This window comes from Blastococcus sp. HT6-30, from assembly GCF_039729015.1.
GTDB lineage: Bacteria > Actinomycetota > Actinomycetes > Mycobacteriales > Geodermatophilaceae > Blastococcus.
Map to the genome: position 1 here is coordinate 580,236 of NZ_CP155792.1, position 19,479 is coordinate 599,714.

The 19,479-nt window shown below is 74.9% G+C and carries 21 protein-coding genes and 1 tRNA gene; 11 read left to right on the plus strand and 11 right to left on the minus strand.

Going from position 1 to position 19,479, the window contains the following annotated elements; translation table 11 throughout:
• Window positions 1-62 precede the first annotated feature (62 nt).
• Both ppc and ABC795_RS02725 read left to right on the plus strand, forming a co-directional pair.
• On the plus strand, window positions 63-2,867 hold the full coding sequence (gene ppc / locus ABC795_RS02720) for a phosphoenolpyruvate carboxylase (protein ID WP_347059337.1): 2,805 nt from the start codon (window positions 63-65) through the stop codon (window positions 2,865-2,867).
• Window positions 2,860-3,966: an inositol monophosphatase family protein gene (locus tag ABC795_RS02725; RefSeq protein ID WP_347059338.1), complete on the plus strand. Its 1,107-nt coding sequence runs from the start codon at window positions 2,860-2,862 to the stop codon at window positions 3,964-3,966. The genes ppc and ABC795_RS02725 overlap by 8 nt, the downstream gene beginning before the upstream one ends.
• Here ABC795_RS02725 and ABC795_RS02730 read toward each other — a convergent pair whose 3' ends face one another.
• Window positions 3,967-5,370, minus strand: coding sequence for an NADP oxidoreductase (locus ABC795_RS02730; RefSeq protein ID WP_347059339.1), 1,404 nt, complete (start codon window positions 5,368-5,370; stop codon window positions 3,967-3,969). It abuts the gene before it with no gap.
• A gap of 83 nt (window positions 5,371-5,453) precedes the next feature.
• Between ABC795_RS02730 and ABC795_RS02735 the strand changes: the two genes are divergently transcribed.
• Window positions 5,454-5,762 carry a putative quinol monooxygenase gene (locus ABC795_RS02735; RefSeq protein WP_347059340.1) on the plus strand — a complete coding sequence of 103 codons (309 nt, stop codon included), beginning with the start codon at window positions 5,454-5,456 and terminating at the stop codon, window positions 5,760-5,762.
• On the opposite strand, the gene ABC795_RS02740 is transcribed toward ABC795_RS02735, so the two are convergent.
• Genes ABC795_RS02740 through ABC795_RS02750 form a run of 3 tightly spaced genes read right to left on the minus strand, consistent with a single transcriptional unit; the run spans window position 5,759 to window position 7,819 of the window.
• The gene (locus ABC795_RS02740; RefSeq protein WP_347059341.1) at window positions 5,759-6,607 is read right to left on the minus strand and encodes a hypothetical protein; all 849 of its coding nucleotides are present in this window, start codon (window positions 6,605-6,607) and stop codon (window positions 5,759-5,761) included. The two genes, ABC795_RS02735 and ABC795_RS02740, sit on opposite strands and share 4 nt — an antisense overlap.
• A 48-nt stretch (window positions 6,608-6,655) precedes the next feature.
• Complete coding sequence (locus ABC795_RS02745; RefSeq protein WP_347059342.1) at window positions 6,656-7,465, minus strand: zinc finger domain-containing protein; 810 nt, start codon at window positions 7,463-7,465, stop codon at window positions 6,656-6,658.
• Window positions 7,466-7,498: 33 nt separating this feature from the next.
• Window positions 7,499-7,819, minus strand: a complete 321-nt coding sequence (locus tag ABC795_RS02750) for a GNAT family N-acetyltransferase (RefSeq protein ID WP_347059343.1) — start codon at window positions 7,817-7,819, stop codon at window positions 7,499-7,501.
• Window positions 7,820-8,004: 185 nt separating this feature from the next.
• Between ABC795_RS02750 and ABC795_RS02755 the strand changes: the two genes are divergently transcribed.
• Window positions 8,005-8,077: transfer RNA gene (locus tag ABC795_RS02755), tRNA-Arg, on the plus strand.
• Here the strand turns inward: ABC795_RS02755 and ABC795_RS02760 are convergent.
• On the minus strand, window positions 8,039-8,854 hold the full coding sequence (locus ABC795_RS02760) for an alpha/beta fold hydrolase (protein ID WP_347060674.1): 816 nt from the start codon (window positions 8,852-8,854) through the stop codon (window positions 8,039-8,041). The two genes, ABC795_RS02755 and ABC795_RS02760, sit on opposite strands and share 39 nt — an antisense overlap.
• 225 nt (window positions 8,855-9,079) lie before the next feature.
• On the opposite strand from ABC795_RS02760, the gene ABC795_RS02765 reads away from it, so the two are divergent.
• From ABC795_RS02765 to ABC795_RS02785, 5 genes are all read left to right on the plus strand, one after another.
• Window positions 9,080-9,775, plus strand: a complete 696-nt coding sequence (locus ABC795_RS02765; RefSeq protein WP_347059344.1) for a response regulator transcription factor — start codon at window positions 9,080-9,082, stop codon at window positions 9,773-9,775.
• A 44-nt stretch (window positions 9,776-9,819) separates the two neighbouring features.
• Window positions 9,820-10,665 carry a sulfotransferase gene (locus tag ABC795_RS02770; protein WP_347059345.1) on the plus strand — a complete coding sequence of 282 codons (846 nt, stop codon included), beginning with the start codon at window positions 9,820-9,822 and terminating at the stop codon, window positions 10,663-10,665.
• 90 nt (window positions 10,666-10,755) lie between these two features.
• On the plus strand, window positions 10,756-11,202 hold the full coding sequence (locus ABC795_RS02775; RefSeq protein ID WP_347059346.1) for an SRPBCC family protein: 447 nt from the start codon (window positions 10,756-10,758) through the stop codon (window positions 11,200-11,202).
• Window positions 11,203-11,264: 62 nt separating this feature from the next.
• Window positions 11,265-12,122: an NAD-dependent protein deacetylase gene (locus ABC795_RS02780; RefSeq protein WP_347059347.1), complete on the plus strand. Its 858-nt coding sequence runs from the start codon at window positions 11,265-11,267 to the stop codon at window positions 12,120-12,122.
• Window positions 12,119-13,141, plus strand: a complete 1,023-nt coding sequence (locus tag ABC795_RS02785) for an MSMEG_6728 family protein (RefSeq protein ID WP_347059348.1) — start codon at window positions 12,119-12,121, stop codon at window positions 13,139-13,141. The genes ABC795_RS02780 and ABC795_RS02785 overlap by 4 nt, the downstream gene beginning before the upstream one ends.
• On the opposite strand, the gene ABC795_RS02790 is transcribed toward ABC795_RS02785, so the two are convergent.
• Window positions 13,138-13,554: a PaaI family thioesterase gene (locus ABC795_RS02790; protein ID WP_347059349.1), complete on the minus strand. Its 417-nt coding sequence runs from the start codon at window positions 13,552-13,554 to the stop codon at window positions 13,138-13,140. The genes ABC795_RS02785 and ABC795_RS02790 overlap by 4 nt on opposite strands.
• Complete coding sequence (locus tag ABC795_RS02795; RefSeq protein WP_347059351.1) at window positions 13,551-13,910, minus strand: VOC family protein; 360 nt, start codon at window positions 13,908-13,910, stop codon at window positions 13,551-13,553. The genes ABC795_RS02790 and ABC795_RS02795 overlap by 4 nt, the downstream gene beginning before the upstream one ends.
• A 134-nt stretch (window positions 13,911-14,044) precedes the next feature.
• Between ABC795_RS02795 and ABC795_RS02800 the strand changes: the two genes are divergently transcribed.
• A complete protein-coding gene (locus tag ABC795_RS02800; RefSeq protein WP_347059352.1) occupies window positions 14,045-14,761 on the plus strand; it encodes a YbaK/EbsC family protein in 717 nt (238 codons plus the stop codon).
• Between the two features lie 10 nt (window positions 14,762-14,771).
• Here ABC795_RS02800 and mscL read toward each other — a convergent pair whose 3' ends face one another.
• The 3 genes from mscL to ABC795_RS02815 form a co-directional block, all read right to left on the minus strand.
• A complete protein-coding gene (gene mscL / locus ABC795_RS02805) occupies window positions 14,772-15,209 on the minus strand; it encodes a large conductance mechanosensitive channel protein MscL (protein ID WP_347059354.1) in 438 nt (145 codons plus the stop codon).
• Window positions 15,210-15,252: 43 nt separating this feature from the next.
• The gene (gene cpaB / locus ABC795_RS02810) at window positions 15,253-15,876 is read right to left on the minus strand and encodes a Flp pilus assembly protein CpaB (protein ID WP_347059357.1); all 624 of its coding nucleotides are present in this window, start codon (window positions 15,874-15,876) and stop codon (window positions 15,253-15,255) included.
• A 92-nt stretch (window positions 15,877-15,968) separates the two neighbouring features.
• Window positions 15,969-16,304, minus strand: coding sequence for an FmdB family zinc ribbon protein (locus tag ABC795_RS02815; RefSeq protein WP_347059359.1), 336 nt, complete (start codon window positions 16,302-16,304; stop codon window positions 15,969-15,971).
• Between the two features lie 264 nt (window positions 16,305-16,568).
• On the opposite strand from ABC795_RS02815, the gene ABC795_RS02820 reads away from it, so the two are divergent.
• Entirely contained in the window at window positions 16,569-18,959 is a 2,391-nt protein-coding gene (locus ABC795_RS02820; protein WP_347059360.1) for an excinuclease ABC subunit UvrA, read from the plus strand.
• Between the two features lie 13 nt (window positions 18,960-18,972).
• On the opposite strand, the gene ABC795_RS02825 is transcribed toward ABC795_RS02820, so the two are convergent.
• Window positions 18,973-19,446 carry a DUF5313 family protein gene (locus tag ABC795_RS02825; protein WP_347059361.1) on the minus strand — a complete coding sequence of 158 codons (474 nt, stop codon included), beginning with the start codon at window positions 19,444-19,446 and terminating at the stop codon, window positions 18,973-18,975.
• Window positions 19,447-19,479: the final 33 nt, after the last annotated feature.

Below are 19,479 nucleotides of genomic sequence, written 5' to 3' on the forward strand. Positions count from 1 at the left end.
TCCGGACGGGGCCGTTGCGGGCAGGACATGAACGCGACACCTGCGTCCCCGATACTCGGGATGTGTCCGAAGCCACGGTCGACGTCGCTGATCTCCGCCACCACGGGTCCTCCGGTCCCGGTGACCGCGCCGACGACGAGCCGCTGCGCGCGGACATCCGGCTGCTCGGGCGCGTCCTCGGCGAGGTGATCGGCGAGCATGCCGGCCCCGACGTGCTGGAGCTGGTCGAGTCCACCCGCGTGGAGGCCTTCCGCATCCGCCGCTCGGAGGTCGACCGGGCCGACCTCGCCCGCCGGCTGGCCGGGCTCGACGTGCGGTCGGCCAACCACCTGATCCGCGCGTTCAGCCACTTCTCCGTGCTGGCCAATCTGGCCGAGGACATCCACCACGAACGCCGCCGCCGGCACCACCGGCGCGCCGGGTCCCCGCCGCAGCAGGGCAGCCTGGCAGCGTCCTTCGCGCTGCTCGACCAAGCGGACATCCCGGTCGACACGGTGGCCCGCGAGCTCGCCGGCGCCCTGGTCTGCCCGGTGGTCACCGCGCACCCTACCGAGGTCCGCCGCAAGACCGTGTTCCAGGTGCAGCGCCAGGTCAGCCGGCTGATCCGGGAACGGGACCGCGCGGGCGACGGCGACGGCGACGCCGACTGGTCCGCGCAGCTGTGGCGCTCGGTGCTCACCCTCTGGCAGACGGCGCTGCTGCGGCTGTCCCGGCTGCGGCTGCAGGACGAGATCGACGAGGCGCTGCGCTACTACGAGCTGTCGCTGTTCGACGTCGTACCTGCCATCAACGCCGAGCTCCGGCAGGCCGTCGAGCAGCGGTGGCCCGGCGCCGGGGTGCTGCGCCGGCCGATGCTCCTGCCCGGCTCCTGGATCGGCGGGGACCGGGACGGCAACCCCTTCGTCACCGCCGAGGCGCTGCGCCGGGCCACCACCCGGCAGGCGGAGACCGCGCTGGGCCACCACCTGGCGGAGCTCGCGCAGCTGCGCAGCGAGCTGTCCATGTCCGATCGACTGGTCACGCCCACTCCGCAGCTGTACTCGCTGGCCGAGGCCTCGCGTGACGACTCCCCGTTCCGCGCCGACGAGCCCTACCGGCGGGCGCTGACCGGGATCTCCGCGCGGCTGGCGGCCACCGCCGTCCGGGTGCTGGGCTCCGTCCCCGGTGGCGCCGAGGCCGCTGGCATCCTCCCGCCCTACGAGAGCCCCGACGAGCTGCGCGCCGACCTCGACGTCGTCGACACCTCGCTGCGCAGCCACGGCGCCGGGCCGCTCGCCGACGACCGGCTGCTGCGGCTGCGGGGGGCGGTCGAGGTCTTCGGCTTCCACCTGTGCGGGCTGGACCTCCGGCAGAACTCCGCCGTCCACGAGCAGGTGGTCGCCGAGCTGCTGGCCTGGGCCGGGGTGTGCGAGGACTACGCATCCCTCGACGAGCCGGCGCGGGTGGCGCTGCTGGCCGGCGAGCTGACGCTGCGCCGGCCGCTGGTGCGCCCGGACGCCGAGCTGTCCGACGAGACCCGCAAGGAGCTCGACGTCCTGCTCGCCGCCGCCGACCAGGTGGCGCTGCTGGGCCCGCGGACCATTCCCAACTACGTGATCAGCATGTGCGGGTCGGTGAGCGACGTGCTGGAGGTCGCGGTCCTGCTCAAGGAGGTCGGCCTGCTCGACCCGGCCGGTGCCGACGGCCCCACCTGCCCGGTGGGCATCTCGCCGCTGTTCGAGACGATCGACGACCTGCAGGCCGCCGCCACCACGCTCGGCGCCGTCCTCGACCAGCCGCTCTACCGCTCGCTCGTCGCGGCCCGGGGCGACGCGCAGGAGGTCATGCTGGGCTACTCCGACAGCAACAAGGACGGCGGCTACCTCGCCGCGAACTGGGCGCTGTACCGGGCCGAGCTGGACCTGGTGGAGGTCGCCCGCCGCGAGGGCATCCGGCTGCGGCTGTTCCACGGCCGCGGCGGCACCGTCGGCCGCGGGGGCGGCCCCAGCTACGAGGCGATCCGGGCCCAGCCGCCGGGCGCGGTGGCCGGCGCCCTGCGCATCACCGAGCAGGGGGAGGTGATCGCCGCCAAGTACGCCGACCCCGACCTCGCCCGCCGCAACCTCGAGGCCATGGTCGCCGCCACCCTGGAGTCCACCCTGCTGGACGTCGAGGGCCTCGGCGACGACGCCGAGGAGGCCTACGCGCTGCTCGACGACCTCGCGGCCCGCGCCCGGCAGGCCTACCGGGACCTGGTGCACGAGACGCCCGGCTTCGTGCAGTGGTTCCGGGCGGCCACCCCGATCGGGGAGCTGGCCGAGCTGAACATCGGCAGCCGGCCGCCGTCGCGCAAGGCCGGCGACTCGATCGCCGACCTGCGCGCGATCCCGTGGGTGTTCAGCTGGTCGCAGACCCGGATCATGCTGCCCGGCTGGTACGGCACCGGATCGGCGCTGGAGTCGTGGGTGGACGGCTCCGAGGAGCGGCTGGAGCGGCTGCGCGACCTGCACCGGCGGTGGCCGTTCTTCCGCACGGTGCTGTCGAACATGGGCATGGTCCTGGCCAAGACCGACCTGGGGCTGGCCGCCCGGTACGCGGAGCTGGTGCCCGACGAGGAGCTGCGGGCCCGGGTCTTCGACCGGATCACCGAGGAGCACGGGCGCACCTGCCGGATGGCGCTGGCCATCACCGGCGACGACGACCTGCTGGCCGACAACCCGGCGCTCGCCCGCTCGATCCGCAACCGGTTCCCGTACCTGGAGCCGCTGCACCACCTGCAGGTCGAGATGCTGCGGCGCCGGCGCAGCGGCGAGGACGACGAGCTCACCAGCCGCAACATCCAGCTGACGATCAACGGGATCGCGACCGCGCTGCGCAACAGTGGCTGAGCGCTGGTTCCTGCGCCGGCCCGCACCGGACGGTGACCACCTGCGGGTGGCGGTCGGCGGCGCCGACGTGCGGGCCGCGGCGCTCACCCTGGGGATGCCGCCCGCCGGGCTGGCGCCGGCGGTGCACGACCCGCGGTTGCGGGCGCTGCTGGGCGGCGGGCAGGCCGCGCTGGTGCGACGGCAGTGGCATCCGGACGGCTACGCCGAGGCGGTCGTGCTCCGGCGCACGGGCGTTCCCCTGGACCACCCGGCAGTGCGCGCGCTGGCCGCCGGGTGGGGCTGCGAACGGGCCCGGCTGGGCAGCACCGACCGGTCGATCGCCGTCCCGGCGCCCGGGCCCGACGCGACCGAGGCCGACCGGTTCCGCCACCTGGCGGCGCTGGCCGCGACCCGGGTGGAGATTGCGGTGGCGCTCGCCCGCGACAGCGGCGAGGAGCGCACCAAGGGCGACGGCAGCCCGTCGATCGCCGCCGACGAGGCCGCGCACGCTGCCGCGGTGGAGGTGCTGGGCCCGCTGGGGATCACCGTGCTGAGCGAGGAGCGGCGGGACCGCCCGGTCGGCGCGGGGGAGCCGTGGATCGTGCTGGACCCCCTCGACGGCACCGGCAACTTCTCCGCGGGGCTGCCGCCGTGGGCGTTCTCGGCGGCGCTGGTGCGCGACGGCGTCCCGGTCGCCGGTCTGGTGGCCGACCTGGCCTCGGGGCGGCGGTGGACCGGGCTGGGCGGGGTGGGCGCCGAGCGCGACGCGGTGCCGATCTCCCCGCGGCCGGGCAGCACCGTGGTGGTGCCGAGCGGGCCCGAGGGCGGGGCGGTCGTCGTCCCCTCGACGGCGCGCCGGGTCCGGGTGACCGGCTGCACCGCCGTCGACCTGTGCCTGGTGGCCGACGGCTCGGCCATGGCCTGGCACGACCTCGACCGCAGCGGCACCCACGTGCACGACGTCGCCGGTGGCCTGGCGGTGCTGCTGGCGGCGGGCGGGGTGGCGCGCACCGGCGACGGGCGGCCGCTCACGCTGGACCCGGACACCGACGGGCTGATCCGGTTCGTGGCCGCCGGGTCGGCCGGGGCCGCCGAGGAGCTGATCCGCGCGGTGGGCTAGCTAGCCCGCCGTGGCCGCGCGGACGGCGGCCATCAACGTCTCCCGCTCGTGCAGCGTGGTCCGTGCCCGGCCGCGGGTGGCGCCCAGGGCCTGCTCGGCGGCGTCGATCGCGCGCCAGTCGTCGAGCAGCACCGGTTCTGCGCCCCGGGCCTGGAGGGTGTGCACGAGGTCGTCGACCGGCCCTCGCACGCGCAGCGTGCCGTCCGCGGCGTCGGCCAGGAGCCCTGCGACGGTCTCCCGCGCGTCGTGCTTGTTGTGCCCGACCACGCCGCTGGGACCCCGTTTGATCCACCCGGCGACGTACTCACCGGCCGAGGGACGGCCGTCGCGCAGCACCCGCCCGATGCCGTCGTGGGCAACGGTCCCGGTGCGCTCGTCGACCGGCAGCCCGGGCAGCGGCGTCCCGAGGTAGCCCACCGACCGCACCACGAGGTCGGCCGGGACCACCTCGAACCGGCCGGTGCCGATCGCCCGGCCGTCCCCGTCGACGGCGGTGCGCTCCACCTCGACGCCGGTGACCCGGTCGGTGCCCAGCAGCCGCACCGGCCGCGAGTAGAAGCGCAGCCGCACCCGGGTACGGCCGGCCTCGGGCACGTGGCGCGACCAGTCGCGCAGTACCTTGAGGTTGCGGCTGGCGTTCCGGTCGGTGGCCGCGCGCGCCTCGGCGTCGGCGTCGAGCTCGAGGTCGGCGGGGTCGACCAGCACCGTGGCCGCGGCCAGCTCGCCGAGCTCGCGCAGCTCCTGGGTGGTGAAGGTGGCCTGCGCCGGGCCGCGGCGGCCGAGCACGGTGATCTCCTCCACCGGCGCGGCGGCGAGCACGTCGATGACGTGCTGCGGCATGTCGGTGGGCTCCAGCTCCTCGGCGGTGCGGGCGAGGATCCGGCCGACGTCGAGCGCGACGTTGCCCACGCCGATCACCACGGCCGACCGGACGCCGGCGAGGGCCGCCTCCACGGTGGCGCGGTCGGCGTCGGGGTGCCCGGTGTACCAGGCCACCACGTCGGTGGCCGCCAGGCTGCCGGGCAGCTCCTCGCCCTCGATGCCCAGGTGCCGGTCGAGGGCGGCGCCGTAGGTGTAGACGACGGCGTCGACGTGCGCGCGCAGCTCGGCCAGGGTGAGGTCCGTGCCGACCTCCACGTTGCCGACGAACCGGACCAGTGGGTGGTCGAGACTGCGGTGCAGGGTGTCGCGGATGGCCCGCATCTTCGGGTGGTCGGGGGCGATGCCGTGGCGGACGAGGCCGAACGGTGTCGGCAGCCGGTCGACCAGGTCGACGGCGACGGGGATCTCGCTCTGCCGGGTGAGCGCGTCGGCGGCGTAGATGCCGGCGGGGCCGGCGCCCACGATGGCGACCCGCAGCGGGGCGCCGGTGGTCGGGGGAGGGGGAGCGCTGTCGTCGACCACGACTGGCATCCTGACCCGACCGGGGCCGCTCCACCAGAGCAATCGCCCGGGCCGTCCCGTTCCCGCTGCCCCAGGAGGCATCCGTGTCCGTCGTCGTCGTCGCCACCATCACCCCGAAGCCGGACGCGGTGGACGCCGTCCGGGAGGCGATCCTCGCCGCCGTGCCGAAGGTGCACGCCGAACCCGGGTGCGAGCTCTACGCCCTGCACGAGGCCGATGGCGTCTTCGTGATGGTGGAGCGGTGGGAGAGCCCCGAGGCGCTGCGCGCGCACGGCAAGGCCGAGGCCCTCACCACCCTGGGTGCGGCGCTGGCCGACAAGCTGGCCGCCCCGCTGGACGTGCGCCGGCTCGCCGCCGTTCCGGCCGGGGACCCGGACAAGGGCGCGATCTAGCCCCGGGCGGGCGCTTCGCGGCAGGCGTGGTCGTGGTCGAGGTCGTCCTCGACGTACTGGACCAGGGCCACGCCGCCGCCGGGCACCAGCGGGTCGTCGTCGCAGGCGGTGCGGGCGTCCGCGCGGTCGTCGGCCCCGGCGAGCCAGCTGTCGAGGCCGGCCAGGTTGCTGTCCCCGGGCACCTCGCCGACGATCCGGCGCCACTGGTAGCCGGTGGAGTACACGCCTACCCGGCCGCCCCGGTCGGTGAGGTACTCGGTCATGCCCTCGAGCGTCGCGCGGTTGCGCTCCAGGGCGTCACCGGACCCCGACTGCCAGGTGTTCGTCGTCTCGACGTCCAGCCACCAGGTGTAGTGCTCCGGCCGGCTGTCCAACTGCACCGCCCGGGCGGCGGGCCAGAAGAACGACTGGACGCTGGTGCGCGCCCGTTCCCAGCCGTACTGCCAGCTGCAGGCCGTGGAGTTGGCGCCGTCGCAGTCGCCGTAGGGCGTCTCCCCGGCGGACGGCCACGTGGTGACCAGGTCGCGCACCTGGCCGGGGTTGGCGGTGTTGAGGTACAGCTGCAGCGGCGGCTGACCGGGCACCGCGCCCGACGAGCCCACCGCCCACTCCAGCTGCTCGGACAGGCAGGGGTTGGTGCGGGTGGCCAGCCCGCCGTTGACCCCGACGACGGCGAACGCGGCGTCGCCGGGCAGGTCGGTGCCGCACTGCGGGTAGGAGACGTCGTAGCCGGTGCTGCGCGAGGACTCGCTCCGCTCCACGGGGGCGGCCGAGGCCGCGGCGGGGACGCCCAGCAGGCCGGCCACCGCGGTCAGCGTGATGGTCCATCGTGACCGGCGCCTCATCCTTCCCGACGGTACACGCGAGGAAGGGCGTCGGGGCGGAGCCGCAGGTCAGACGGCCTGGCAGACCGGGCACCAGTAGAGATTGCGCCCGGCCATCACCTGGGTGCGGATCTCGGTGCCGCAGAGCCGGCACGGCAGGCCCGTGCGGCGGTAGACGTAGTGCGCGTCCTCCCGCCGGACCGCGCCGCTGCGCCGGGAGCGGTCCTCGGGCCGGGTGGTGACGATCCGGCCCATCCGGACGCCGCTCCGCAGCAGGGTGACCAGGTCCCGCCACATCGCCGCCCACAGGTCGGCGTCGACCTGCCGGCCAGGGCGGAACGGCGAGACGCGGTGCCGGAAGAGCACCTCGGCCCGGTACACGTTCCCGACGCCGGCCAGCACCGACTGGTCCATCAGCAGGGCACCGATGGCGGTGCGGCTGCCGGCGATGCGCCGGTGGGCGGCGGTGCCGTCGGCGCGGGGGCGGAGCGGGTCGGGGCCCAGCCGGTCCAGGATCCGGTCCACCTCGGGGGTGGCCAGGACCTCGCAGGCGGTGGGCCCGCGCAGATCGGTCCACACGCCGGCGCCGTCGGGCCCGTCGGCCTCCCAGCGCATCCGCAGCGCCCCCTTCGCCGGGGGCGGCGTGCCGGCGCCGGTGGTGAAGCTGCCGTAGAGGCCCAGGTGCACGTGCAGGCTGTCGCCGCCGAAGCGCGCGAAGAGGTGCTTGCCGTAGGAGAAGACCTCGTCGAGCACCCGGCCGTCGAGCAGACCGGCGCCGGCCTCGAAACGCCCCTGCGGGCTGGTGACGTGCACCGGCCGGCCGGCGAACAGCAGCTGCTGCTCGCGCGCGAGGCGGAACAGGGTGTGGCCCTCGGGCATCCGCGCAGCCTAGGTGGCCCCGCGGAACGGCGCTCAGTGGTCGGCGGTCTCCAGCCCGAAGTGCGGGCGGTCGTCGACGGCCACCAGGTAGGTCAGCTCCGGGTGCTGCTGGATGTAGCGGCGGACGAAGGAGCAGTACGGCAGCACGGTGAGCCCGCGCTCGCGGGCAGCGTCGAGCACGCCGGCGACGAGCGTCGTCCCGATGCCCTGGCCGCCCACGGACGGGTCCACCTCGGTGTGCGGGAGGGTCATCTGCCCGTTCTCCACGTGGTAGCTGGCCAGTCCGACGACGCGCTCGCCCTGCCGGACCTCGAAGCGTCCCCGTTCGGGGACGTCGACCACCGTGGTCTCCATCGTTCGTCCACCCTCCCTGGGCTCCGACGTCGGTGCCGGAACTCGGCATGCGTCCCAGTACGGTAACCCGCTGGAACCGCGCCGTCTCTCCTCCGTACGGGCGAGAGTCGGGTGCAGCGCGGGTTCCACCAGGCCACCCGCTAGCCTCTCGGCGAAGGTCCGGGCGCGGGTCAGACCGCGCCGAGGCCCCCGTAGCTCAGGGGATAGAGCATCGGTTTCCTAAACCGTGTGTCGCAGGTTCGAATCCTGCCGGGGGCACGTCGAGCGCGCCGAGGCGTTCCCGGCGGCTCGATCGGGGAGCTCCCGGCCGCGGGCGGCGGTCTGCTCGACGATCCGGACGATCGTCCCGGGCCGGTCCGAATGGGGCGCGTGACCGGCGGCCAGCAGCGGGCGGAACCGGGAGCCCGGGATCCAGGGCAGGTAGCGGACGGTCTGGCCGGAGCTGATCCAGTCGGCGGCGCCCTGTACCAGGGTGACCGGGCACCCGATCCGGTCCATGCCGCGGGGGACGTCGAGCAGCAGCGCCCAGAGCAGGATCCGCCAGTAGTCGCGGGAGTCGGCGAACCCCTCGCGGGCGCCGATCGCCTCGTCGCGCCGGGTCGCCCACGGACGGGCCTTGAGCGGGAACAGCATCGCCGCCCGGCCGACGGCGGAGCGGGAGAGCGGCTCCACCAGCGGCTGCGCGGTGCGCATGACGACCCGGGCGAGCGCCATGCCGCTGCCCTGGACGACGCGCTCGGGCAGGACGTTCAGCCCGGACGGGCCGATGGCGACCACCGAGCGGGCGCGGCCGCGACGGGCGAGCTCCAGCGCGAGCCGGGCGCCCAGGGAGTTGCCGAGCACGTGCACCCGCTGGAGTCCCGCCTCGTCCAAGGTGCGTTCCACCGCGTCGGTGAGCGCGGCGACGGTCGGGCGCTCGGGCAGGTGCGGCGAGCGGCCGGTGCCCGGGAGGTCGACGTTGAGCAGGTCGAAGCGCTCGGCCAGGGCGGGGACGACGGCGGTGAAGTCGCGGTGCGAGCTGCCCATGCCGTGCATCAGGAGCAGAGGCTCGCCCGATCCGGATCGGGACCCCCACAGCAGCGGTGCGGTCACCGTCCGGTCGTACCCGCCGGGACGCCAGCCGTGGCGTGACGTGCACCACCGGGGGTGCGGTCCGCGGGCGCCGTGTCCGCTGCCGTGAAACTGCTGCTCAAGCACTGGGTTCACCCGGTCGATGGAATGCAGGTCAGGTCGTCACCCCACGTGAGCGGAGCAACCAGCGTGTCCATCCCCAGTGCCGCCGTCACCCGGGTCCTCGTCCTCGCCGACGCGCCGGTCCTGCGTCGCGGCCTCGTCGGCATGATCGACGAGACCGCCGGCATGCAGTCCGTCGGCGCCCCCGGGGAGACCCGGCGGGCGGTCCCGCTGGCCGAGTCCGCCCGCCCCGACGCCGTCGTCGTCGAGCTCGGGGCCGGACGCGGCGCCACGCTGAACGCCTGCCGCGACCTGCGGCGCCGTTTCCCGCGGGCGGCGATCGTCGCCGTGTCGACCTCCGAGGACGCGGCCGTGGTCAACGAGGCGCTGGCCGCCGGCATCCGCGGCTACCTGCTGATGAACACCTCCGCGACCCTCCTCGGCTGGGCGATCCTGGCCGCCCGCGCCGGGCGCACGGTCGTCGACCCGCAGATCCGCCGGGTTGAGGGCGGCGCCGCGCCGGTGGGCCGCGAGCTGACCCCCGAGGTGCCGCTGACCCGACGCGAGTCCGACGTCCTCGACGAGCTGATCCTCGGCCAGTCGAACCGGAAGATCGGCGAGAACCTCTTCATCTCCGAGGACACCGTGAAATCCCACGTCAAGGCGATCCTGCGCAAGCTCGGCGCCCGCGACCGGGCGCACGCGGTCTCCATGGTCCTGTCGGCCCGCAACGGCTGCACCTGCGGCGCGCACAGCCTGACCGCCGCGCCCGTCGAGGTCTGACCCGGGCAGACGGCGAGCACCCGGGGTGGCGCTAGGTTGCCCCGATGCGTCCTCCGACCGTCGACAGCGGCAGTGCCCGTGCGCAGGTGCAGCGGCTCTTCGTCGTCGGCTGCCCGCGGTCGGGCACCACGCTGCTGCAGTCCTTCCTGGCCGCCCACCCCGACGTCCACTCGTTCCCGGAGACGCACTTCTTCTACCGGCTGCGGGCCGCCGGTGACCGCGCCGAGCGGGGGCTGATCGGCGCCGAGCTCGCGGCGGACCTGCCCCAGGTCGCCCGTTTCCTGGGCCGGCCCGGTCTGCCCTGGCCGGTCCCCCCGACCGTGCGGTCAGTGGCCGGTTCGTTCGTGGCGACCGCGGACGCGGTGACCAGGGACGCGGGCCGCACCGCATGGGTGGAGAAGACCCCGGCCAATCTCTACGCGATCGACCTCATCGAGCGCCTCGTGCCCGGTGCGCGCGTCCTGCACATCGTCCGGGACGGCGCTGACGTGGTCACCAGCCTCTGCGCCGTGGCCGGCGGCTGGGGCAGCACCTACACCGTCGACCAGGCCCTCGACCTGTGGAGCGAGTGCGTCGCCCTCACCGCAGCGCACCGCGACCGGCCGGGCCACCACGTCGTCTCCTACGCCGACCTCGCGCAGCAGCCCGAGCCCACGCTGCGGGCCACCTGCTCGGCGGTCGGGCTGGAGTACTCCCCGGCGATGGTCGAGGGCCGGGCCGCCGCCGCGCGCGGCCTGATCAAGGACTTCGAGCACTGGAAGGGCGACAACGTCGGTCCGCTGCGGTACCGCCCGCGCGAGAGGTTCGCGCAGGCGTTCGACGCCGCGACCCGCCGTCGGATCGAGGAGCGGGTGGGCGCCGTGCAGCTGCCGGAGGCCGCCGTCCGCTGAGCCGTGGAGCCCGGCCGGGCGGGCCCCTGTGGGTTCCCGTGCTGGGCCACGGTGGGCACAGCCGGTCCACCGGCGGGCAGGATGGGTGGCATGGGTCAGGTCGTCGCCACCACCGAACGGGTCCTTCGCGCACCGGCGGACGTCGTCCGTGCCGCGCTCGCCGACTACGCCGTCACCCGGCCGCAGGTGCTGCCCGAGCAGTACAGCGACTACCGGGTGGACGCCGGCGGGCAGGGCGCCGGCACGACGGTGCACTGGCGTCTGCAGGCCACCTCCAAGCGGGTGCGCGAACAGGACGTCGTCGTCACCGAGACCCCGGACGGGGCGCTCGTGGAGACCGACACCAACTCCACCATGGTGACCACCTGGACCGTCTCCGGCGCCGACGCCGGGGTCAGTACGGTGCGGGCCCGCACCACCTGGACCGGCGCCGGCGGGATCGGCGGCTTCTTCGAGCGCACGTTCGCCCCGAAGGGGCTGGCCCGCATCCAGGACGCCATGCTGACCCGGCTCGAGCAGGTGCTCTCCGCTCGCTGACCGGGAGGCCCGAACGACCGGTGCCGGCGGCGCATCCGCCGTTCGGCAGGGACGATGGGCGGGTGACCCTCGCACCACCCGCCGTCCCGGGGGCCGGCGCCGCGCTGGACGCCCTCGCCGACCTCGTCGCCGACGGAGACGTCGTGGTCCTGTCCGGGGCGGGTCTCTCCACCGACTCCGGCATCCCCGACTACCGGGGCGCCACCGGCAGCCTGCGCCGGCACACCCCCATGACGTACCAGACGTTCACCCGCGACCCGCTCGGCCGGCACCGCTACTGGGCCCGCAGCTTCGTGGGCTGGCGGCAGATGCGCGCGGCCCGGCCCAACGACGGGCACCGCGCGGTCGCCGCCCTGCAGGAGGCCGGGCTGCTGTCCGGCGTCGTCACGCAGAACGTCGACGGACTGCACCAGGCCGGCGGCGCCCGGGACGTCGTCGAGCTGCACGGTGGGCTGGACCGCACCGTCTGCCTGGGCTGCGGCGACGTCGCCGACCGCGCGGCGCTGGACGAGCGGCTGCGGGACGCGAACCCGCACTTCGGCCCGCAGGCCGACGAGATCAACCCCGACGGCGACGCCGAGCTCCCCGACGACGTGCTGGACGGCTTCGTGATGGTCGACTGCCTGGCCTGCGGGGCCGGGCCGCTCAAGCCCGACGTCGTCTTCTTCGGTGAGACGGTGCCCCGCGACCGGGTCGACCACTGCTTCTCCCTGGTGGAGGACGCCGGCAGCCTGCTGGTGCTCGGGTCCTCCCTCACCGTCATGAGCGGCTACCGCTTCGTGCTGCGGGCGGCCAAGCTGGGCATCCCGGTGGGGATCGTCAACGTCGGCGCCACCCGCGGTGACGCGAAGGCCGACGTGCGGGTCGACGCACCGCTGGGCGAGGTCCTGCCGGCGCTGGCGGCCCGCCTGGCCGCATGAGCCGGGAGGTCCAGCGCACCGACGACGCGCGGCGCGAGCGCTGGGAGGCCGCCCTGCGCGCGCCCGGGGTTGACCGCGTGTCGGACCGGGCAGGAACCGCCGCGATGCAGACCTTCGTGCCCGTGGCCGACTTCGAGGAGAGCGCGCGGCTGCTCGACTCCCCGCGGCTGGGCAAGCAGCGGGTGGAGACGCTCCAGATCCTCCGGGCGCTGGAGCTGCCCGACTACGGCTGGGCGAGCCATCCGGTGGTGGCGATGTGGCGCGGCCGGACGGCGGCGCTGGTGAGCTACGGCCTGGCCATGGTGCGGGTCTGGCGCGAGCGCGGTTTCGCCGACACCACGGGGACGCTGATCGGCGAGTTCGCCCCCGACGTCGTCGGCGTGCCCCAGGCCGAGCTGGCGGCCGCCGGTCTGCTCCCGTCCTGGATCGGCAACGAGGCGCTGCACCTCTCGCACCGTTCGAACCTGATCGCCAAGGACCCGGACTTCTACCGCGGCCGGTTCGCCGAGCTGTTCGGCCCCGAGCCCGACGACCTGCCCTACCTCTGGCCCGGTCCGGACGACCTGCCGCCGGCGCCCGAACCCGAGGGCGTGCGGGTGTGGGTGGTGCGGCCGCGTGCGCACAACGAGCTGGGAGCCTGCCTGGCGGCCGGGGTGATCGGGCTGGGTACGCAGTCGGGCATCGACGTCGACGCCACCGGGATGGATCCTCCCGAGCTGCGGGCGCTCTCCAAGGACATCTCCGGCCGCCGCCCGGCCAAGGACCTCCGCCAGCTGTCGGCGTTCCTCGACGAGATGAAGCCCGGGGACCCGGTGGGCCTGCCCATCGAGCACGGCGCCGGGCTGCTGGTCGGCGAGGTGGTGGGGGACTACCTGTTCCAGGGCCGCGAGCTGCTGCCGCACCGGCGGCCGGCGCGCTGGGACAGGGTGGTGCCGCGCGCGGCCGCCCGGCCGCCCGCGACCCTCCAGGACCCGCGCGCGCTGTTCCAGGTCGTCCTCGACCCGGCGGTGCTGGGCTAACCCGGCAGCGGGACGTTCTGCAGCCGCACCTGGCCGCGGGCGACGAGCTTGCCGTCCTCGGCGCGGGTGAGCAGCACCTGCCAGAGCTGCTGGGTCCGGCCCTGCTGGACCGGCTCGGCGACGACCTCGACCCGGCCCCTGGTCGTGGAGCGGATGAAGTCGGTGTTGTTGTTGACGCCGACGGAGAACTGGCCCTGGTCCCGCACCGCCGTGCTCGCGCCGATGCTGGCGGCGGACTCGACGACCGAGCAGTAGACGCCGCCGTGCACCACGCCCCACGGGGTGTGCTGGTCCGGGCCGAGGTCCACGTGGCCGGCCACGCGGGTGGCGGTGGACTCGGTGACGGTGAACTGCATCGCCGCCACGAACGGGCTCGCGACCCTGGGGTCGTCCGGCGGCTGTTGCTCGCTCACGCGTCCCACACCAGGCAGAAGGGGTGGCCCACCGGGTCGGCGTAGACCCGGAAGTCACCGCCGCCGCCCGGGAGCGTGCGGGCACCCAGCGCCAGCGCCTTCGGCTCGGCCTCCTCGATGTCGGCGACCCGGATGTCGAGGTGGAACTGCTGCGGGCGGTCGGGGTCCGGCCACGCGGGAGGCTGCAGGTCCGGCGCCTGCTGGAAGGCGATCCGGTACCCGGCGCCGGAGACGACGACCCAGTCGTCGCCGGGGCCGCCCTTGCTCACCTCCATGCCGAGCAGCTCGGCGTAGAAGCCGGCGAGCGCGTGCGGGTCGGGCGCGTCGATCACGACGGAGTGCAGCTGACCGATCATGGCTCCATCCTGGCGCTCCGCCCGGTGCGGCGACAGCCGTTTCCCGGCCACCGGCCGCAGCGATCCGGCCCCGGGATGCACGCCCGGCGGCGCGTGACCGAGGATCGAGCCGTGCCGTCCCCCCACGCCGCCCGATGACCGCCCCCGCCCTCGGCTCGCTCCGCTGGCTGCCGGCGGCCGAGCGCCCCGACCTGCTGGGGCCGCCGGTCGCCGCCGCGCTGCCGGGGCTGCCCGGCTCGGCGTGGGTCGCCGAGATCGCCGAGGACCTCGCCGACACCGCCGCGTTCTCCGAGGCCTACGCGGTGCCGCTGGCCGCCTCCGCCAACTGCGTGGTCGTCGCCGCGCGCCGGGGCGGGGAGACCACGCTGGCCGCCTGCCTGGTGCTGGCCACCACCCGCGCCGACGTCAACGGGCTGGTGCGCCGCCACCTCGGGGCGCGGAAGGTCTCGTTCGCCCCGCAGGACGTCGCCGTCGCCGAGACCGGCATGGCCTACGGCGGCATCACGCCGGTGGGGCTGCCTGCGTCCTGGCCGGTGCTGGTCGACGCCGCGGTCGCCGCGGCCGAGCTGGTCGTCATCGGCTCGGGCACCCGGGGCAGCAAGCTCGCGGTGCCCGGGGCGCTGCTGACAGCGCTGCCCGGTGCGGTGGTGCTGGACGGTCTCGGCCAGCCGCTGCCGAGCGTCCCGCCCGCACCGGATCTGGCTACTGCACCGGCTCCCGCTCCGGTGCTCTCGCCGCGGGAGCGGGTGCCCGACGACAGCGACGTCGGCTGGGGCGAGCGCCCCTCGGACGTCTCCGACGACGACCGGCGCTACCTGGAGGACCGGCCGCCGCACTGGGGGAGCGACTGAGCCGTCGCGCTCAGGGAGCCGGGGGGCCGGGCTGCCCCGCGCCGGGCCCTGCCGGGCCCAGGCCCTGCTGGGCGCGCAGCAGGTCGCGGATCTCCACCAGGAGCTCCAGCTCCGTGGGGCCGACCGGCCCCGGCTCCTCGCCGCGCGCGCGACGGTCGAAGAGCCGGTGCACGGGCAGCACGACCAGGAAGTAGATGATCCCCGCCGTCAGCACGAAGGTGATGACGGTGCTCAGGAACGCGCCCCAGGTGAAGTCCTGACCGTCCACCCGGACGGTGCCGCCGAGCTCGCCGCCACCGCCGATCAGGCCGATGAGCGGGGTCAGGAACGACGAGGCGAACGCGTTGACCACGTCGGTGAACGCCGCGCCGATCACCACCGCGACGGCCAGGTCGACGACGTTGCCGCGGATCAGGAAGTCCTTGAAACCGTTCAGCACGCCGACCATCCAAGCCGTACCATCCGCGCACGCTGCGGGCAGCCGGTGCCGGTCAGGGCGGGGGCAGGCTGACCGTGAGCGTCGCGCCGGCCGAGGCGGCGGCGAGCCGCGCCGCGGTGGCCTCGTCGACGGCCAGGACCAGCAGCCCGGCACCGGGGTCGTCGGCGTCCGACGCTGGTGCGGCCAGGACCCGGGCGCCCGAGGCCACCCGCTCGGCGGACGAGGCGTCGGTGCCGGTGGCCAGGACGTCGACCCGGTCACCGGCGCGGACCAGGGCGGCGACCGTCAGGTCCGCCAGCCGCACCGGGGCCGCCACCTGCCCCGGGAGCAGCAGGGTGCTCAGCCCGGCCCCGACCAGTCGCGCGTCGCTGAGCGGCTCACCGCGGCGGACGTGGCCGGCGAGCACCCGGTGCACCAGCAGGTCGGGCGCGCCGACCACGCCGTCGGGCACCGCCTCCGGCGGCAGCCGGACGAGCGACAGGTCGCCCTGGGCCAGCGCCGTGCCGGCGGGCAGGTCGGCCGCGGCGACCACCACTGGGACGGGAGCCGGCCCGGTCGCCCCGGCCGGGGTCTCTGCCGGCTGGAGCGCGAGCACCAGCGCCAGGACCGCCAGCAGGGCGGCCGCGGCCCGGCGGGCCACCAGCAGGGGAGAGCGGGGACGGCGCAGACGCGGCATGCGACGACCATGCCCGGAGCCGGGGCGGTCCCGGAGGGGCCGGCGGGAGCTGTGGAGGAGCGGCGGGCCTGTGGATGCGGTACCCGCCGTCGTCAGTTGGCGGCCTTGGCCCCGCTGCCGGGCGCCGAGGAGGTGGTCGACGAGGTCGAGGGGGAGGAACTCGACGAGCTCTCCTTCGCGGGGGCCGACGAAGACGTGCCGGAGGAGGAGCCGTTGCTGCCCGAGCTCTCCGACGCCGTGCTGCTCTTCCGGCTGTCGGTGCGGTAGAAGCCCGAGCCCTTGAAGACGACGCCGACCGAGCCGTAGACCTTGCGCACCGGGGCGCCGCACTCGGGGCACTCGGTCACCGGAGCGTCGGTGAACGACTGCACGACCTCGAACTCGTGCTTGCCCTCGGTGTTGGTGCAGGCGTACTGGTACGTGGGCACGGCGTGGCTCTCCCTGGTCGAGCGGAGGTGGGTGCCGGGTTGGCACTCTCGCCCGGCGACTGCCAATGATGCGCCATGCCGCCACCCCCGTCCACGTGTGTGGGCGGGTGTCCGCCTCCGGCGCCCCGTGCGGGTGATCACACGGCGGTAGGAGCGACGCGCCGGACCCGGTGGGCCCGACCGGTGCCGCGCGCGCACCGCTCGACCAACCACCCCGGGGCTTGGCACGATCCGGGTCGTGACCAGCGCATCCACCGCGGCACCATGAGCACCGACACGACGGCGGCCCCCCGGGCGGCCGCGCCGCACGTCGCCGACAGCCACGACGTCATCCGGGTGCAGGGCGCCCGGGTGAACAACCTCGAGGACGTCAGCCTCGAGATCCCGAAGCGCCGGCTGACGGTGTTCACCGGGGTCTCCGGCTCGGGCAAGAGCTCGCTGGTGTTCGGGACGATCGCCGCGGAGTCGCAGCGGCTGGTCAACGAGACCTACAGCGCCTTCGTGCAGGGCTTCATGCCGACGCTCGCGCGGCCCGAGGTCGACCGGCTCGACGGCCTGACGACGGCGATCGTCGTCGACCAGGAGCGGATGGGCGCCAACCCCCGTTCCACCGTGGGCACGGCCACCGACGCCAACGCGATGCTGCGCATCCTGTTCAGCCGGCTCGGGCAGCCGCACATCGGTCCGCCGACCGCCTTCGCGTTCAACGTGCCGACGCGCAAGGCGAGCGGTGTCATGAGCACCGAGAAGGGCGGCCGGGTCGAGAAGAACGTGGTGCGCGACGTCGTCTACCTGGGCGGCATGTGCCCGCGGTGCGAGGGCATGGGCTCGGTCTCCGACGTCGAACTCGCCGCGCTGTACGACGAGGACAAGTCGCTGGCCGAGGGGGCGCTGAGGATCCCCGGCTACAGCATGGACGGCTGGTACGGCCGGATCTTCCGCGGCGCCGGCTTCGACATGGACAAGCCGATCGCGAGATTCAGCGAGGAGGAGCTGCACGACCTCCTCCACAAGGAGCCGACCAAGATCGAGGTCGAGGGCATCAACCTCACCTACGAGGGCGTCATCCCCAAGATCCGGAAGTCGATGCTCTCGAAGGACGTCGACGCGATGCAGCCGCACATCCGCGCCTTCGTGGAGCGCGCGATCACGTTCCAGCCCTGCCCCGAGTGCGACGGCACCCGGCTGAGCCCCGGGGCCAGGTCGTCGCGGATCCGGGGCGAGAACATCGCCGACCTCTGCGCGATGCAGATCAGCGACCTCGCCGACTGGATCCGTGAGCTGCACGAGCCCACCGTGGCGCCGGTGCTCGCCGGCCTGCAGCACCTGCTCGACTCGTTCGCCGAGATCGGGCTGGGCTACCTCTCGCTCGACCGCCCGGCCGGCAGCCTCTCCGGCGGTGAGGCGCAGCGGACCAAGATGATCCGCCACCTCGGGTCCTCGCTGACCGACGTCACCTACGTCTTCGACGAGCCGACGATCGGCCTGCACCCGCACGACATCGCGCGGATGAACGAGCTGCTGCTGCGGCTCCGGGACAAGGGCAACACGGTGCTGGTCGTGGAGCACGAGCCGGAGACGATCGCGATCGCCGACCACGTCGTCGACCTCGGTCCCGGCGCCGGCACGGGCGGCGGCGAGGTCGTGTTCGAGGGCACGGTGGACCGGCTGCGGACCAGCGGCACGCTGACGGGCCGGCACCTGGACGACCGGGTCTCCGTGAAGCCGTCGGTGCGCGCGCCGTCGGGCGCGATGGAGGTGCGCGGCGCCGGCACCCACAACCTGCGCGACGTCGACGTCGACATCCCGCTCGGCGTGCTGGTCGCCCTCACCGGCGTGGCCGGGTCCGGGAAGAGCTCGCTCGTCTCGGGCTCGGTCGCCGGGCGGGACGGCGTCGTGGTGGTCGACCAGGGGGCGATCCGCGGTTCGCGCCGGAGCAACCCGGCCACCTACAGCGGCTTGCTGGACCCGATCCGCAAGGCGTTCGCGAAAGCCAACGGCGTGAAGCCGGCGCTGTTCAGCGCCAACTCCGAGGGCGCCTGCCCGACCTGCAACGGCGCGGGGGTCGTCTACACCGACCTCGGGGTCATGGCGACCGTCGAGTCCACCTGCGAGGACTGCGAGGGAAAGCGGTTCCAGGCGGCGGTGCTGGCGTACGCGCTCGGCGGCCGGAACATCGCCGAGGTGCTGGCGATGCCGGTGACCGAGGCGGCCGGGTTCTTCGGCGAGGGCGAGGCGCGCACCCCGGCCGCGCGCACCATCCTCGAGCGGCTCGCCGACGTGGGGCTCGGCTACCTCACCCTGGGGCAGCCGCTCACGACGCTGTCGGGCGGGGAGCGGCAGCGGCTGAAGCTGGCCACCCAGCTGGCGGAGAAGGGGACCGTCTACGTCCTCGACGAGCCGACGACCGGCCTGCACCTGGCCGACGTCGCGACCCTCCTGGCCCTGCTCGACCGGCTGGTCGACTCCGGCCGGTCGGTGATCGTCATCGAGCACCACCCGGCGGTGATGGCCCACGCCGACTGGATCATCGATCTCGGTCCCGGCGCCGGCCACGACGGCGGGCGGGTCGTCTTCGAGGGCACGCCCGCCGACCTCGTCGCCGCCCGGTCCACGCTCACCGGCGAGCACCTCGCGGCCTACGTCGGCCGCTGAGCGCCCGCCTCGCTCAGCGGCCGGTGCGGTCGCGGTAGCGGGCGGCGCGCTTGGCCGCGGCGGCCCGCTTCCGTTCGGTCTCCCGCTGCTGGCGGCCGACACCGGCCCGGTCCCGGAGCGCGGTGGCGGTGCCCGCCGGATAGCCGGCCTTGACCACCCGGTTCTCGGTGGTCTCCGGCATGTAGGCCAGCGAGAAGATGAGCCCCAGGAAGATCCCGCCGCCGACGACCGCGAGGCGCAGCGCCAGCGGGGCGGGCAGCAGCGTCACGACCAGCGCGATGGGCACGGCCAGCTGCACCAGCATCCGGGCGATGTGCCGCACCCACCAGGTTCCGGTGGTGGTGTCGTGCAGCACCCAGCCGCGGTGCCGCCCGGGCAGCCCGCCGCCGAGGGCGTACCAGAGCCACCGGTGGGGCGCCGGCCGGACGACCGGGTCGTCCTGCTCCGGGCGGGGGTCGGCCATGGCGCTGCCATCCGCGGGGTCCACGCCCCCATGGTCCCAGCACCCGTGATGACCAGG

Excerpts from the sequence above, each read along its gene's own strand:
- ABC795_RS02770 (WP_347059345.1), top strand. The coding sequence starts at position 9,820 with ATGCGTCCTCCGACCGTCGACAGCGGCAGTGCCCGTGCGCAGGTGCAG.
- ABC795_RS02760 (WP_347060674.1), bottom strand. The coding sequence starts at position 8,854 with ATGCACGGCATGGGCAGCTCGCACCGCGACTTCACCGCCGTCGTCCCC.
- cpaB (WP_347059357.1), bottom strand. The coding sequence starts at position 15,876 with ATGCCGCGTCTGCGCCGTCCCCGCTCTCCCCTGCTGGTGGCCCGCCGG.
- ABC795_RS02800 (WP_347059352.1), top strand. The coding sequence starts at position 14,045 with ATGACCGCCCCCGCCCTCGGCTCGCTCCGCTGGCTGCCGGCGGCCGAG.
- ABC795_RS02795 (WP_347059351.1), bottom strand. The coding sequence starts at position 13,910 with ATGATCGGTCAGCTGCACTCCGTCGTGATCGACGCGCCCGACCCGCAC.
- ABC795_RS02745 (WP_347059342.1), bottom strand. The coding sequence starts at position 7,465 with ATGCCCGAGGGCCACACCCTGTTCCGCCTCGCGCGCGAGCAGCAGCTG.
- ABC795_RS02750 (WP_347059343.1), bottom strand. The coding sequence starts at position 7,819 with ATGGAGACCACGGTGGTCGACGTCCCCGAACGGGGACGCTTCGAGGTC.
- ABC795_RS02785 (WP_347059348.1), top strand. The coding sequence starts at position 12,119 with ATGAGCCGGGAGGTCCAGCGCACCGACGACGCGCGGCGCGAGCGCTGG.
- mscL (WP_347059354.1), bottom strand. The coding sequence starts at position 15,209 with ATGGTCGGCGTGCTGAACGGTTTCAAGGACTTCCTGATCCGCGGCAAC.
- ABC795_RS02740 (WP_347059341.1), bottom strand. The coding sequence starts at position 6,607 with ATGAGGCGCCGGTCACGATGGACCATCACGCTGACCGCGGTGGCCGGC.
- ABC795_RS02775 (WP_347059346.1), top strand. The coding sequence starts at position 10,756 with ATGGGTCAGGTCGTCGCCACCACCGAACGGGTCCTTCGCGCACCGGCG.
- ABC795_RS02820 (WP_347059360.1), top strand. The coding sequence starts at position 16,569 with ATGAGCACCGACACGACGGCGGCCCCCCGGGCGGCCGCGCCGCACGTC.